Origin of the sequence: Cedecea davisae DSM 4568, assembly GCF_000412335.2 — a bacterium.
GTDB classification, from domain to species: domain Bacteria; phylum Pseudomonadota; class Gammaproteobacteria; order Enterobacterales; family Enterobacteriaceae; genus Cedecea; species Cedecea davisae.
In genome coordinates, this window is record NZ_KE161030.1 from 4,660,658 (window position 1) to 4,674,103 (window position 13,446).

Sequence of the window (13,446 nt, forward strand, 5' to 3'; positions counted from 1 at the left end):
CTCAGCGCCGCCAGCGACGCAGCAGGCGGCTTCTCATCCCGGTATCAAAGCGCCAGATATGGTCGAAAATACGCATGATGCCGGGTTTCCCGTGCCCCGACATTGCCACGGCATGAAAACGGTTCTGATACTGGCGCTGTAGCGCTTTCACGCTGCTGACAACGTCGTCTGGCAGTCGCTGGGCGATGAAATCAGAAATAACTACCGCATCGGAGTCGTGCCAGTCCCCGGTTTGCATTTTTTCAAGGATCGAGCGGAAGCAGCTGGCCAGATCGGTGCCGCCGCTGAAATGCTGGCTTAAAAAACGGATAGCCTGATCGATGCCGTCCCGGCCGCTCACCTCGTAACGCACCACTTCGCTGGAAAACAGCATAATGAAGCAGCGCCGGTTATCGGCCAGCGCGATGCGCATCAACGCCAGGCAGAAAGCCTTTGCGCACTGCTCGTTGAAACCGCCCATTGAACCGGAAGTGTCCACGCAGACGATAAACGGGCCGCGTGGCTGCTCGTCGAAGTCCTGGTGAGCAACCGGACGCTCCACTATCTTCTCTCGCCACGCGTCGCCATGGAGCCGGTAAGTGAGTAACTGCTTCTCCACCAGCCGCCGGTAGAACTCAAATTCGAGCTCGGTAATGCCCAGCGTTGCAAGCTCGGGGGGCAGCAGGCGCAGGATATCGTCGCTGCGTTGCAGGCCGTCTACCTGCTCCGGCACTGTTGCAGGTTCACGAACCAGCATACGCCAGGGCTCGGTGGGAGAATCTTTACGCGGGACCGATTTGGCTTCGCGAGAGCGGCCAAGCTGTTCGGCAAGCTGCATCAGCTCCGGCTGGCCGGTAAGAAACTCGCCGTACTGGACAATCAGCTGATAGTCCCCGCGCTTTAACGTGCCTCCGCTCATATCCCACAGCTTGCCTGCGGCCTTGTCATTTTCCGCCAGGGCCGGGTCTAACTGCCCGCTGAGCGCCAGCCGTTCCTGGATCTCTGCCAGCAGCTTATCGCGCTCATCGTCCAGTAACTGCTGGTTAAGGGAAGTCGCCTGAACCACCAGGCTTAACCGCCAGCGTTGCAGAAACAGGGTATGGAGCGCCGGAGTAAAATGCGGATTGTCGGCGACCAGCCGTTTCGCCTGTTCATGAAAGGGAGAGCCGAGCTTATGCAAAAGCTCGATGATATCGGGCAGCCTGGCCGTAAGCTGCCCGGTCGCGAGCAGCTGACTCTGTTGGTAACAAAGCACCTCCTGGGCCAGCTCATCAGGAACGTGGCCATCTTTCAGGCGGCTTTTTAACTGGTCCCGCCAGCGAGGTAAGTCTTCACTAACTGCTTTCTTTAAACGCGGAAACTTTTCAAAGAACACCGCCAGCTGAGGCGCCGCCAGCAGCGTAATAATAATCTCTTCTATCAGCTCGCCTTCGCCGATAGCCAGGATCATATCCAGCGTTTCCACACTTATCATTGACGCGCCTGTTTCAGCTGGGCGGCGACATCCTGCAGGCTGGCCTCAATTTTCCCCAGCCATTCATTTTCGATAAACAGGCATTTTTGTTGATCATTAAAGCGTTCATGCTGCTGATGCAGCGCGGCGTCGAGATCGTCGAACTGCTTTTTGATTTCGTCAGGAACGCCCTGCTGCTGGTGGCCCGGCAGCGCGAGGCGCGTCCCCTGAAGGCTGACATCACGGATAGTCAGATGCTGGCTACCGTCTACTTCAAGGTTGAGCTGCTGAGCAAAACCGATCCCATTGAGCTTGCCGCGGATCTCGCCACCTTTATTAAGCCACAGCGCCAGCGCTTCACGAGCGAGGGTGATATGGATTACTTCAATATCGTGCAGCTTCAGCGGCTTCTGTAGCAGCAGGGTTAGCGTTTCTCCCGCGAGCTCGTCCGGCAGCTGATACTGCGGCTTACGGCTGAACATCCCGTTTTGTTTGATAACCGTGAAGGCGTCCCTGTCGCTGCTTTGCTGCTGGAGCTGGAGCCTGCGCTGTACGATGCCGCTCAGTTTGCTGAGGATGGCCTGCTGCTGCCACGCGTGTCCGGTCATCAATACTTCAATCTGCTGCTGCATTAAATTCATGGTGGCGGTGTCGTGCCACAGGCAGTCTTTGAGCAGGATAAGATCGATAGGCGCAACCGCGTCACGGCCGTTAAAGAAGGCGCTTGCCTGGAGCAGGCGAATGGCTTTCTTCCAGCGGCGGTCTGAGACATAAGGCGCGCCGGGCGTAGCCTCAAGCTGCTGCCTCAGAGTGAAAATCAGCTCAAAGACTTCATCCGGCAGCGCGACGCCGCCAATTTGCTGCTGCCAGCTGAAATACTCCTCGTCGGTGACCTGAAGGCTTTCAGGCACCGGATTAAAGTTTTCATCGTGCTGGCTTATCAGCATCGAACGGAAGTTGGCCTTGTCCTGGACTTTGTCCAGCCACAAGCGAATCAGCATGCGGTCATAAAGCGCTTCCAGGCTGTTGTCGGCTTCCGGCAGTTCGTTGGAAGCGGCCACCAGCAGGCGCATCGGGATTTTTTCTTCGCTGGCGCCGTTGCGGAAGCGACGTTCGTTAATCGCGGTTAGCAGGGTATTCAGGATTGCCGGTCCGGCTTTCCAGATTTCGTCGAGAAACACAATTTCCGCTTCCGGCAGGTAACCCGCGGTAAGGCGCTCATAGCGGCCTTCATCTTTTAAAGCCTGGATAGATAGCGGGCCAAAAACTTCTTCTGGCGTTGAGAAGCGAGTCATTAGATATTCGAAGGCACGAGCTTCGCGAAACGCGAACTTGAGGCGGCGGGCGATCAAACTTTTGGCTATTCCCGGCGGGCCGAGTAAAAAAACGCTCTCGCCGCTCAGCGCCGCCAGCAGACAGAGGCGAACGGCGTGCTGACGCTCAAAAAGTCCTTTTTCCAGCGCCTGGCTGAGGCGTGAAATTCTTTCAGCCAGCAAATGTGATTGAGCCATAATTAGCTTTGCATCCTTACGCGGTTACCCAGGAGGAACGCGAGTATAGCGTTTATTTTTAGCCAGTTAATGTGCTGATTATGCCGCACACAACATTTGAGCTGAGTTAAGGCAAATGCATTTAGGGGTACGATTTACACAATAATCGTGCATACTGTGCGCCGTTTTGTGGGCCAAGGGACTAAGCACACGTTTTCGGGATTCCAACAAAAGATTAGTCTATGAGCGCTGATAATAAACAATCGTTGCCTGCCGTTACGCTGGCTGCTATCGGGGTTGTGTACGGTGATATCGGTACCAGCCCGCTTTATACCCTTAGAGAATGCCTGTCCGGGCAGTTTGGGTTTGGCGTTGAACGCGACGCCGTATTTGGCTTTTTGTCGTTAATTTTTTGGCTGCTGGTTCTGGTCGTCTCCATTAAATATCTCACCTTTGTGATGCGTGCGGATAACGCCGGAGAAGGCGGGATCTTAACCCTGATGTCGCTTGCCGGGCGCAATACGACGGCACGTATGACCTCGGTGCTGGTGATCATGGGGTTGATTGGCGGCAGCTTCTTCTACGGCGAGGTGGTTATCACGCCGGCGATATCGGTGATGTCGGCCATAGAAGGCCTGGAGATAGCCGCGCCGCAGCTGGATCAATACATCGTCCCGCTTTCTATCATTGTCCTGACGCTGCTGTTTATGATTCAGAAGCACGGCACCGGGATGGTGGGCAAGTTGTTTGCTCCGGTGATGCTGCTGTGGTTCCTGACGCTCGCCGTCCTGGGCGTGCGCAGTATTATCGGCAACCCGGAAGTCCTGCAGGCGCTTAACCCTGCCTGGGCGGTGAATTTCTTCGTGCAGTATAAAACGGTGTCATTCGTTGCCCTTGGTGCGGTGGTGCTGGCGATAACCGGCGTTGAAGCGCTGTATGCCGATATGGGGCACTTCGGTAAGCTCCCGATTCGCATCGCGTGGTTTATTGCGGTTCTGCCTTCTCTGGTCCTTAACTATTTTGGCCAGGGCGCGCTGCTGCTGAAGAACCCGGAAGCGATTAAAAACCCATTCTTTCTGCTGGCCCCTGACTGGGCGCTGATCCCGCTGCTGATTCTGGCGACGCTTGCCACGGTTATCGCCTCTCAGGCCGTTATTTCCGGGGTCTTCTCGCTGACGCGCCAGGCGGTTCGTCTGGGCTATCTCTCGCCAATGCGCATCATCCACACCTCGGAAATGGAGTCCGGGCAGATTTACATTCCAGCGATTAACTGGATCCTGTATATCGCGGTGGTTATCGTTATTGTCAGCTTTGAACACTCAAGCAACCTTGCCGCGGCATACGGCATTGCGGTAACCGGCACGATGGTGCTGACCTCGATTCTTTGCTGCACCGTAGCGCGCAAAAACTGGCACTGGAATAAAATTGCCGTGCTCCTGATGTGTGCGGGCTTCCTGTTTATCGACATACCGCTGTTCTCCGCCAACCTCGAGAAGATCGTCTCCGGCGGCTGGCTGCCGCTGACGCTCGGCCTGGTGATGTTTACCATTATGACCACCTGGAAAAGCGAGCGTTTCCGCCTGCTGCGCCGCATGCACGAGCACGGCAATTCTCTGGAAGCGATGATTGCTTCGCTGGAGAAATCTCCGCCGGTTCGCGTGCCGGGCACGGCGGTGTATATGTCGCGCGCCCTGAACGTGATTCCGTTTGCCATGCTGCATAACCTCAAGCACAACAAAGTGCTGCACGAACGAGTGGTGCTGCTGACGTTGCGCACGGAAGATGCGCCGTATGTTCATAACGTGCGTCGCGTTTCTATCGAACAGCTGTCGCCGACTTTCTGGCGGGTTGTCGCAAGCTACGGCTGGCGTGAAACGCCGAACGTGGAAGAGATTTTCCACCGCTGCGGGCTGGAAGGCCTGAGCTGCCGGATGATGGAAACCTCATTCTTTATGTCGCATGAGTCGCTGATTATCGGCAAACGCCCCTGGTACCTGCGCCTGCGCGGTAAGCTATTCCTCGCCCTGCAGCGAAATGCGCTGCGCGCGCCTGACCAGTTTGAGATCCCGCCAAACCGGGTTATTGAGCTGGGAACCCAGGTCGAGATTTAAGTTAGATACCTGACGCCCTCACCCCAACCCTCTCCCACAGGGAGAGGGTGCAAACACTAAAAACGGTACTCAGGTACCGTTTTGCGTTTATTAGCGAAACGTTTCGATGCCGATCACATTTCTTTAACCTGGTGGTTGTTTTATCGGCACCTCATTTCCTACACTCATCATCAGCGAAACGTTTCGCTAGTGGAGCAGGAAAATGAAGAAAGGTACCGTTCTTAACGCTGATATTTCGTCCGTTATCTCCCGTCTTGGGCACACCGACACGCTGGTGGTTGCCGATGCCGGGCTGCCAATCCCGCGCAATACGCCGCGCATTGATTTGGCGCTGACTCACGGCGTTCCGGGCTTTATGCAGGTCGTGGACGTGGTAACTCAGGAAATGCAGGTTGAGGCGGCTATTCTGGCTTCTGAAATCAAACAACATAATCCCGCGCTTCACGAAACGTTGCTCAAACAGCTTGAGCAACTGCAAAAACACCAGGGAAACACCATTACTATTCGTTACATCAGTCATGAGCAGTTCAAGCAGCACACCGCTGAAAGCCGGGCGGTTATTCGCAGCGGGGAGTGTTCCCCGTATGCGAATATCATTCTCTGTGCTGGCGTAACCTTCTAGGAGGCCGGTATGGAACCTTTACTGCAACTGAAAGGGATCGACAAGTCGTTCCCCGGGGTGAAAGCTCTGTCCGGCGCGGCGCTAAACGTCTATCCAGGCCGGGCAATGGCGCTGGTGGGTGAGAACGGCGCCGGCAAATCGACCATGATGAAAGTGCTGACCGGGATCTACACCAAAGATGCCGGTTCGCTGCTGTGGCTGGGCAAAGAAACCGCCTTCAGCGGCCCTAAAGCCTCTCAGGAAGCGGGCATCGGCATTATTCACCAGGAGCTGAACCTTATTCCGCAGTTAAGCATCGCCGAGAACATCTTCCTTGGCCGTGAGTTTGTCGGGCGTTTGGGCAAAATCGACTGGAAAAAGATGTACCGGGAAGCCGATAAACTGCTGGCTAAACTCAACCTGCGTTACACCAGCGAACGTCTGGTTGGCGAGCTGTCGATTGGCGACCAGCAGATGGTTGAGATTGCCAAAGTGCTGAGCTTTGAGTCGAAGGTCATCATTATGGATGAACCGACGGATGCGCTGACCGATACCGAAACCGAGTCGCTTTTCCGCGTTATCCGCGAGCTGAAGTCTCAGGGCTGCGGCATCGTCTATATCTCCCACCGCATGAAAGAAATCTTCGAAGTTTGCGATGACGTTACCGTCCTGCGCGACGGACAGTTTATTGCCGAGCGCGAAGTGGTTTCACTTAATGAAGACACGCTTATCGAGATGATGGTTGGCCGTAAGCTTGAAGACCAGTATCCGCATATCGATAAGCAGCCGGGAGAGGTTCGCCTGCGGGTTGATAACCTCGCTGGCCCGGGCGTGAAGAATGTTTCTTTCGAGCTGCGTAAGGGCGAGATCCTGGGCGTTGCCGGGCTGATGGGCGCCGGGCGCACAGAATTAATGAAGGTGCTGTACGGCGCGCTGCCGAGAACCGGCGGTTATGTGGCGCTGGATGGCCGCGAAGTGGTGACCCGCTCGCCGCAGGATGGGCTGGCAAACGGCATCGTTTATATCTCTGAAGACCGCAAGCGTGACGGGCTGGTGCTCGGCATGTCGGTAAAAGAGAACATGTCGCTTACCGCGCTGCGCTACTTCAGCCGGGATGTTGGCAGCCTGAAGCATAAAGATGAGCAGCAGGCGGTGCAGGACTTTATCCGCCTGTTTAACGTGAAAACGCCTTCGATGGAGCAGCCCATCGGCCTGCTTTCCGGCGGTAATCAGCAGAAAGTGGCGATTGCCCGCGGCCTGATGACGCGCCCAAAAGTGCTGATCCTCGATGAGCCGACGCGTGGCGTTGATGTCGGGGCGAAAAAAGAGATTTATCAGTTAATTAACCAGTTTAAAGCTGATGGCTTGAGCATCATCCTTGTGTCCTCGGAAATGCCGGAAGTGCTGGGCATGAGTGACCGCATTATGGTTATCCACGAGGGGCGTCTGAGCGGAGAGTTCTCCCGCGAAGAGGCAACCCAGGAAGCGCTTATGGCCGCGGCCGTCGGCAAGCTTAATCGAGTGAATCAGGAGTTACATAAATGAGTACCCAGACCGTATCCACCCGTCGCTGGTTCACCAAAGCGTGGCTGCTGGAGCAAAAATCGCTGATCGCTCTGCTGGTGCTGATTGCGATTGTCTCTGCCCTTAGCCCGAACTTCTTTACCGTAAATAACTTGTTCAACATCCTGCAGCAAACCTCGGTCAACGCCATTATGGCCGTCGGGATGACGCTGGTTATCCTGACTTCAGGAATCGACCTGTCCGTCGGTTCTTTGCTGGCGCTGACCGGGGCGGTGGCCGCCTCGATTGTAGGTTTTGAGGTTAACGCTCTGGTCGCCGTTGCCGCAGCCCTGGCGCTTGGTGCTGCTATCGGTGCGGTGACCGGGGTCATCGTCGCCAAAGGCCGGGTGCAGGCATTTATCGCCACGCTGGTGATGATGCTGCTGCTGCGCGGGGTGACGCTGGTTTATACCAACGGCAGCCCGATGAATACCGGGTTCTCGGATAACGCGGATCTGTTCGGCTGGTTTGGTATCGGCCGCCCGCTGGGCATCCCGACGCCGGTATGGATTATGGGCGTTGTCTTCCTGGCCGCCTGGTACATGCTGCATCACACTCGTCTGGGGCGCTATATCTATGCCCTTGGCGGTAACGAAGCCGCAACTCGCCTGTCCGGGATTAGCGTCAACAAAGTTAAAATCATCGTCTACTCTCTTTGTGGCCTGCTGGCTTCGCTGGCCGGGATAATCGAGGTTGCACGTCTTTCTTCCGCTCAGCCTACGGCGGGTGCGGGCTACGAACTGGATGCCATTGCGGCGGTCGTGCTCGGCGGTACCAGCCTCGCAGGCGGTAAGGGACGGATTGTGGGGACGCTCATCGGGGCATTGATCCTCGGCTTCCTGAACAACGGTCTGAATTTATTAGGTGTTTCTTCTTATTACCAGATGATCGTCAAAGCGGTGGTTATTTTGCTGGCGGTGCTGGTAGACAACAAAAAGCAGTAAAACCATAACCCTACAGGACATCTGACTATGAATATGAAAAAACTGGCTACTCTGGTTTCTGCCGTAGCGCTTAGCGCCACCGTAAGCGCCAATGCGATGGCTAAAGACACTATCGCACTGGTGGTTTCCACCCTGAATAACCCGTTCTTCGTGTCGCTGAAAGACGGCGCGCAGAAAGAAGCCGACAAACTGGGTTACAACCTGGTCGTGCTCGACTCGCAGAACAACCCGGCTAAAGAGCTGGCTAACGTGCAGGACTTAACCGTTCGCGGCACCAAACTGATGCTGATTAACCCAACCGACTCTGACGCGGTAGGTAACGCCGTCAAAATGGCTAACCAGGCTAAAATCCCGGTGATCACTCTTGACCGCGTAGCCAGCCAGGGCACGGTTGTCAGCCACATCGCTTCTGATAACGTAGCGGGCGGTAAAATGGCCGGTGATTTCATTGCTAAGAAACTGGGCGAAGGCGCTAAAGTGATTGAGCTACAGGGCATTGCCGGTGCATCCGCCGCCCGTGAACGTGGCGAAGGCTTCAAACAGGCTGTTGCGGCGCATAAATTTGACGTACTGGCCAGCCAGCCGGCCGACTTCGACCGCACCAAAGGCCTGAACGTTATGCAGAACCTGCTGACCGCGCACCGGAACGTGCAGGCCGTGTTTGCTCAGAACGACGAAATGGCGCTTGGCGCGCTGCGTGCGCTGCAAACTGCCGGAAAATCTGACGTGCTGGTGGTTGGCTTTGACGGTACGGCTGACGGAGTGAAAGCGGTTGAAGGCGGTAAACTGGGCGCAACCGTGGCCCAGATGGCTGACCAAATCGGCGTTATCGGCGTGGAAACCGCTGATAAAGTGCTGAAGGGCGAGAAAGTGGATGCAAAAATCCCGGTAGATTTAAAACTCGTCACTAAATAAGACTAAAAGAAAAGCAGGGCACCGCGCCACTCCGCAGGGAGTGGCGTATCTAAACTGGATATTAAGATATGAAAAGCACAGGCAAACTCGTCGTTCTTGGCAGCATCAACGCTGACCATATCCTTAACCTCGAACATTTCCCTGCTCCGGGTGAAACCGTCACCGGCCAGGGCTACCAGGTGGCGTTCGGCGGTAAAGGTGCGAATCAGGCAGTTGCGGCAGGGCGCAGCGGAGCGGATATCGCTTTTATTGCCTGTGTTGGCGATGACGATACCGGCGGGCGCGTGTGCAAACAGCTCGCCAGCGACGGCATCGACACCGCGCCAATCAGCACTATTAAAGATGAAGCAACCGGCGTGGCGCTGATTTTCGTCAACGAGTCGGGCGAGAACGTTATCGGCATTCATTCAGGGGCCAACGCGGCCTTAACGCCGGATCTTGTTGCGGCGCAGCAGCAAAAAATCGCCGAGGCTTCTGCTTTATTAATGCAGCTAGAATCTCCGCTGGATAGCGTGCTTGCTGCGGCAAAAATAGCCCATCAAAACCAGACCAAAGTTATTCTCAACCCGGCACCGGCCTGCGAGCTTTCCGATGAGCTGCTGTCGCTGCTGGATATGATCACCCCGAACGAAACCGAAGCTGAAAAGCTGACTGGCGTGCGGGTAGAAAACGATGAAGATGCCGCTAAAGCTGCTGATGTACTGCACGGTAAAGGCATCGATACCGTCATAATCACGCTCGGTAGCCGCGGGGTGTGGCTAAGCGAGAAAGGTCACGGGCAGCGAGTGCCGGGCTTTAAAGTCAAAGCTGTAGACACTATTGCTGCCGGAGACACCTTTAACGGCTCGCTGGTGACAGCCCTGCTGGAAGAGAAGCCGATGGAAGAGGCCGTACGTTTTGCCCATGCGGCAGCGGCAATTGCGGTCACTCGTAAAGGTGCTCAGCCATCCGTGCCGTGGCGCCATGAAATCGATGAGTTTCTGCAACAGAGGTAAACCGTGGCGACCATGAAAGATGTCGCCCGCCTGGCGGGCGTTTCTACCTCAACCGTTTCTCACGTCATTAATAGCGATCGCTTCGTTAGCGATGCTATTCGCCAGAAAGTTGAGGATGCGGTTAAGACGCTGAATTATGCCCCTTCCGCCCTGGCGCGAAGCCTCAAGCTCAATCAAACCCACACCATCGGGATGCTTATTACCGCCAGTAGCAACCCCTTTTATTCAGAACTGGTGCGTGGCGTTGAGCGCAGCTGCTTTGAACGCGGTTACAGCCTGGTGCTGTGCAACACCGAGGGGGACGAGCACCGCATGAACCGAAATCTGGAAACGCTGCTGCAAAAGCGGGTGGATGGATTGCTTCTGCTGTGCACCGAAACGCACCAGCCCTCGCCGGAAATTATTAACCGCTATCCGACTATCCCTACCGTGATGATGGACTGGGCGCCGTTCGAAGGGCAAAGCGATGTCATTCAGGACAACTCGCTGCTCGGCGGTGAGATGGCGACACAGCATCTTATTGATAACGGCTATACCCGTATCGCCTGTATTGCCGGGCCGCAGGATAAGACCCCGGCGCGGCTGCGTCTTGAAGGCTACCGTAAAGCGATGGCGCAGGCGGGGCTGGAAATCCTCCCCGGCTATGAAATTATCGGTGACTTTGAATTCCAGGGTGGTTTTAGCGCGATGGGCGAGCTGCTGGCGCTGGAGGCGCGGCCCGATGCGGTATTTATGGGTAACGATGCGATGGCCGTTGGGGCTTATCATGCTTTATATCAGGCTGGCCTGAGCGTCCCGCAGGATATGGCCGTTATTGGCTACGATGACATTGAGCTTGCTCGCTATATGACGCCGCCGCTCACCACCATTCATCAGCCAAAAGATGAGCTGGGGGAGCTGGCGGTTGACGTGCTTATCCATCGAATGGCGCAGCCCGACCTGGCGCAGCAGCGTTTACTGCTGACGCCAGAGCTGGTGGAACGCGGTTCGGTTTAGTGTTTATGGCGCTCTTTAATTAAGTTGCGCCCGTCTTTTGGGCGCAGCAGCAGGAAGACCGCCGAGGAAACCAGCGTTATCGCTCCCATCGTCAGCAGGGTGTAATGGAACTGCTCGATGGTATTGACGTTATCCACCCCTTCCCAGGCGCGCAGAACCGCGGCGCTAACCGCAACCCCCAGGCTTATCGAAAGTTGCTGAGTCACCGCCAGCACGCTGTTACCGCTGCTGGCGTTTTCGTCCGTCAGGTCGGCAAGGGTGATGGTGTTCATCGCTGTGAACTGAGTCGACATCGCCATACCTAATATAAAGAGAGGAAGAATCAGCAGCCAAACCTCCATCCCCGGCGATTGCAGCGAAAACTGGCCGATAAGCAGACCTATCACCAGGGGTATGCCGACCAGCGTTTTACGATAGCCAAGCCAGCGTAGTACCTGAGTGACTGTTGATTTGGCCAGGAGCGAACCCACGGCCGTGGGTGCCATCATGCAGCCAGCTATCAGCGCCGAGTAGCCAAACCCAACTTGCAACATTAGCGGCATCAGGAACGGTACGCAGCCGGTACCAAGGCGTGAGGCAATATTGCCTACAATGCCAACCGAGAAAGTTCGTGTCTTAAAGAGAGGAAGAGGAATAAGCGGTGCAGGAACGCGGCGAGCGTGCCAGATATAGGCTAATAAAAGAAGGATGCCGCCGAAGATGACCAGCATGCCGATGTAGCTGGCAACAATCCGCTCCCCAAACAGCTCAACGCCGCTTGAGATCATCACCAGACCCGCGCCAAAAAGCAGGAAGCCGCTCATATCAAACCCGCGCTTCGGCGTAGTGAAGTTGGGCATATATTTGCGCGCGTACAGCAGGCCCAGGATACCAATTGGAATATTGATTAAGAAGATCCAGTGCCAGCTTGCCCAGGTGACCAGCACCCCGCCAAGTAGCGGCCCCAGAATCGGCCCGACCAGGCCGGGCATGGTGACAAAGTTGAGCACCGGTAATAATTCGCTGCGCGGGTAGGCCCGCAGTAAAGCAAGCCGCGCCACCGGCATCATCATGGCCCCGCCAATCCCCTGAACGACGCGGAAAGCCACCAGTTCAGTTAAGGTGCCGGACATGGCACAGGCGAAAGACCCGAGGGTAAAGAGGCTAACGGCAATCATAAACACGCGCCGCGTGCCGAAACGGTCGGCCAGCCAGCCGCTAACCGGGATAAACATGGCAACGGTTAAGGTGTAGCTAATGATGGCAGCCTGCATTGCCAGCGGAGAGCGGTTAAGGCTATGGGCGATAGCCGGTAGCGCGGTATTAAGAATGGTGGCATCCAGCGCCTGCATAAAGAAAGCCATCGCGGCTATCCACGGAAGCCCGGCCATGCTGCGTGCTGTTTTAGTCATTATGATCCTGAAGGTTGAATACGCCTGAAATTACCGATGAGTGAACGGTTCCTTTAACAGTGCCTGGCAGGCGTTAAGCGCGGCCTGCGCCTCTCCATGGACAATGGCATCGACAATGGCCTGATGCGAGTCGAGCTTAATCACTTCATTATCGGTAATCGCGGTGAAGTAATTGTAATAAATAGACCTGAATAAGTTCGCGAAAGATGTCATGAAAGGGTTACCACTCATTTCATAGATAAGCTCGTGATAAGCCATGTCCACCTCAACCCAGCGCTGGCGGTCGAAGGTGTCCTGCAATTCAATCATTTGCTCCATCAGGCGCATCAGTTCCGTACGCTGCTCTTCATTACTGTTTATTGCTGCTAATGCGCAGGCCTGCGGCTCCAGGCTATTACGCATAATCAGAAAGTCTTCTACTACATAGCTGAAGTTGTCTTTGGTCATCCACCAGGAGATAAGCTCCTTATCAAGGAAGTTCCAGTGGCTGCGTGGCATAACACGAGTGCCGATTCTCGGCCGGGGTAACAGCATGCCTTTGGCGGTTAGCGTCTTTACGGCTTCACGAACTGCGGTGCGGCTGACGCCAAACAACTCTCCCAGCTCGATCTCACCCGGTAGAATGCTGCCGACAGCATATTCTCCCTTTAGTATTCGCTGGGCCAGGTTCTCCGCCAGCATATAAGAAAGGTTTTTTTGGGCGGCTAGTTGTTGGGTGGATAAAGACATAAAGCATTTCCTTAAGCAGTATTTCGCAGCCTAGTATGCCATTGGCAGCAATTTAGCGGTGATTTATGCAGCAAATGCCCGTTATTTGCTGTCTTTCTGTACTTGGTTGGTGAAAAAGAATGCGGTCAGAAAGTTTTTTCAAATTAGGGGTTGTCAGGCTCTGAGAACTCCCTATAATGCGCCTCCACTGACACGGCAAAGCGGCTTCGAAAGCGGCTTAACAACCCGGTAGTCAGTCAGACGAAAGCGAAAATAAACGCTTGACTCTGAAAGAGGAAG

Annotated in this window: 11 protein-coding genes; 7 read left to right on the forward strand and 4 right to left on the reverse strand. The window is 55.3% G+C overall.

The annotated features are described in order from the left end of the window. Nucleotide 1: 1 nt before the first annotated feature. Both viaA and ravA read right to left on the reverse strand, forming a co-directional pair. On the reverse strand, nt 2-1,453 hold the full coding sequence (gene viaA, locus HMPREF0201_RS21250; protein ID WP_016538835.1) for an ATPase RavA stimulator ViaA: 1,452 nt from the start codon (nt 1,451-1,453) through the stop codon (nt 2-4). Beyond that, nucleotides 1,450-2,943 (reverse strand): ATPase RavA, encoded by a 1,494-nt coding sequence (gene ravA / locus HMPREF0201_RS21255; protein ID WP_016538836.1) that lies wholly within the window; start codon nt 2,941-2,943, stop codon nt 1,450-1,452. Before ravA ends, viaA begins: the two co-directional genes overlap by 4 nt. Nucleotides 2,944-3,164: 221 nt before the next feature. On the opposite strand from ravA, the gene kup reads away from it, so the two are divergent. The 7 genes from kup (at nt 3,165) to rbsR (ending at nt 11,047) form a co-directional block, all read left to right on the forward strand. Then, entirely contained in the window at nt 3,165-5,033 is a 1,869-nt protein-coding gene (kup, locus tag HMPREF0201_RS21260) for a low affinity potassium transporter Kup (RefSeq protein WP_016538837.1), read from the forward strand. 202 nt (nt 5,034-5,235) lie between these two features. Next, nucleotides 5,236-5,655 carry a D-ribose pyranase gene (gene rbsD / locus HMPREF0201_RS21265; RefSeq protein ID WP_016538839.1) on the forward strand — a complete coding sequence of 140 codons (420 nt, stop codon included), beginning with the start codon at nt 5,236-5,238 and terminating at the stop codon, nt 5,653-5,655. A 9-nt stretch (nt 5,656-5,664) separates the two neighbouring features. Then, nucleotides 5,665-7,179, forward strand: a complete 1,515-nt coding sequence (gene rbsA / locus HMPREF0201_RS21270) for a ribose ABC transporter ATP-binding protein RbsA (protein ID WP_016538840.1) — start codon at nt 5,665-5,667, stop codon at nt 7,177-7,179. Beyond that, nucleotides 7,176-8,141: a ribose ABC transporter permease gene (gene rbsC, locus HMPREF0201_RS21275; RefSeq protein ID WP_016538841.1), complete on the forward strand. Its 966-nt coding sequence runs from the start codon at nt 7,176-7,178 to the stop codon at nt 8,139-8,141. Before rbsA ends, rbsC begins: the two co-directional genes overlap by 4 nt. A 27-nt stretch (nt 8,142-8,168) precedes the next feature. Continuing rightward, nucleotides 8,169-9,056, forward strand: a complete 888-nt coding sequence (rbsB, locus tag HMPREF0201_RS21280) for a ribose ABC transporter substrate-binding protein RbsB (protein ID WP_016538842.1) — start codon at nt 8,169-8,171, stop codon at nt 9,054-9,056. Nucleotides 9,057-9,124: 68 nt separating this feature from the next. Further along, nucleotides 9,125-10,051 (forward strand): ribokinase, encoded by a 927-nt coding sequence (rbsK, locus tag HMPREF0201_RS21285; protein WP_016538843.1) that lies wholly within the window; start codon nt 9,125-9,127, stop codon nt 10,049-10,051. 3 nt (nt 10,052-10,054) lie between these two features. Further along, the gene (gene rbsR, locus HMPREF0201_RS21290) at nt 10,055-11,047 is read left to right on the forward strand and encodes a ribose operon transcriptional repressor RbsR (RefSeq protein WP_071704121.1); all 993 of its coding nucleotides are present in this window, start codon (nt 10,055-10,057) and stop codon (nt 11,045-11,047) included. Here rbsR and mdtD read toward each other — a convergent pair. After that, nucleotides 11,044-12,438 carry a multidrug transporter subunit MdtD gene (gene mdtD, locus HMPREF0201_RS21295; protein WP_039898983.1) on the reverse strand — a complete coding sequence of 465 codons (1,395 nt, stop codon included), beginning with the start codon at nt 12,436-12,438 and terminating at the stop codon, nt 11,044-11,046. The two genes, rbsR and mdtD, sit on opposite strands and share 4 nt — an antisense overlap. Before the next feature lie 30 nt (nt 12,439-12,468). Next, nucleotides 12,469-13,167: a FadR/GntR family transcriptional regulator gene (locus HMPREF0201_RS21300; RefSeq protein WP_016538846.1), complete on the reverse strand. Its 699-nt coding sequence runs from the start codon at nt 13,165-13,167 to the stop codon at nt 12,469-12,471. Nucleotides 13,168-13,446: the final 279 nt, after the last annotated feature.

Excerpts from the sequence above, each read along its gene's own strand:
- viaA (WP_016538835.1), bottom strand. The coding sequence starts at position 1,453 with ATGATAAGTGTGGAAACGCTGGATATGATCCTGGCTATCGGCGAAGGC.
- ravA (WP_016538836.1), bottom strand. The coding sequence starts at position 2,943 with ATGGCTCAATCACATTTGCTGGCTGAAAGAATTTCACGCCTCAGCCAG.
- kup (WP_016538837.1), top strand. The coding sequence starts at position 3,165 with ATGAGCGCTGATAATAAACAATCGTTGCCTGCCGTTACGCTGGCTGCT.
- rbsD (WP_016538839.1), top strand. The coding sequence starts at position 5,236 with ATGAAGAAAGGTACCGTTCTTAACGCTGATATTTCGTCCGTTATCTCC.
- rbsA (WP_016538840.1), top strand. The coding sequence starts at position 5,665 with ATGGAACCTTTACTGCAACTGAAAGGGATCGACAAGTCGTTCCCCGGG.
- rbsC (WP_016538841.1), top strand. The coding sequence starts at position 7,176 with ATGAGTACCCAGACCGTATCCACCCGTCGCTGGTTCACCAAAGCGTGG.
- rbsB (WP_016538842.1), top strand. The coding sequence starts at position 8,169 with ATGAATATGAAAAAACTGGCTACTCTGGTTTCTGCCGTAGCGCTTAGC.
- rbsK (WP_016538843.1), top strand. The coding sequence starts at position 9,125 with ATGAAAAGCACAGGCAAACTCGTCGTTCTTGGCAGCATCAACGCTGAC.
- mdtD (WP_039898983.1), bottom strand. The coding sequence starts at position 12,438 with ATGACTAAAACAGCACGCAGCATGGCCGGGCTTCCGTGGATAGCCGCG.
- HMPREF0201_RS21300 (WP_016538846.1), bottom strand. The coding sequence starts at position 13,167 with ATGTCTTTATCCACCCAACAACTAGCCGCCCAAAAAAACCTTTCTTAT.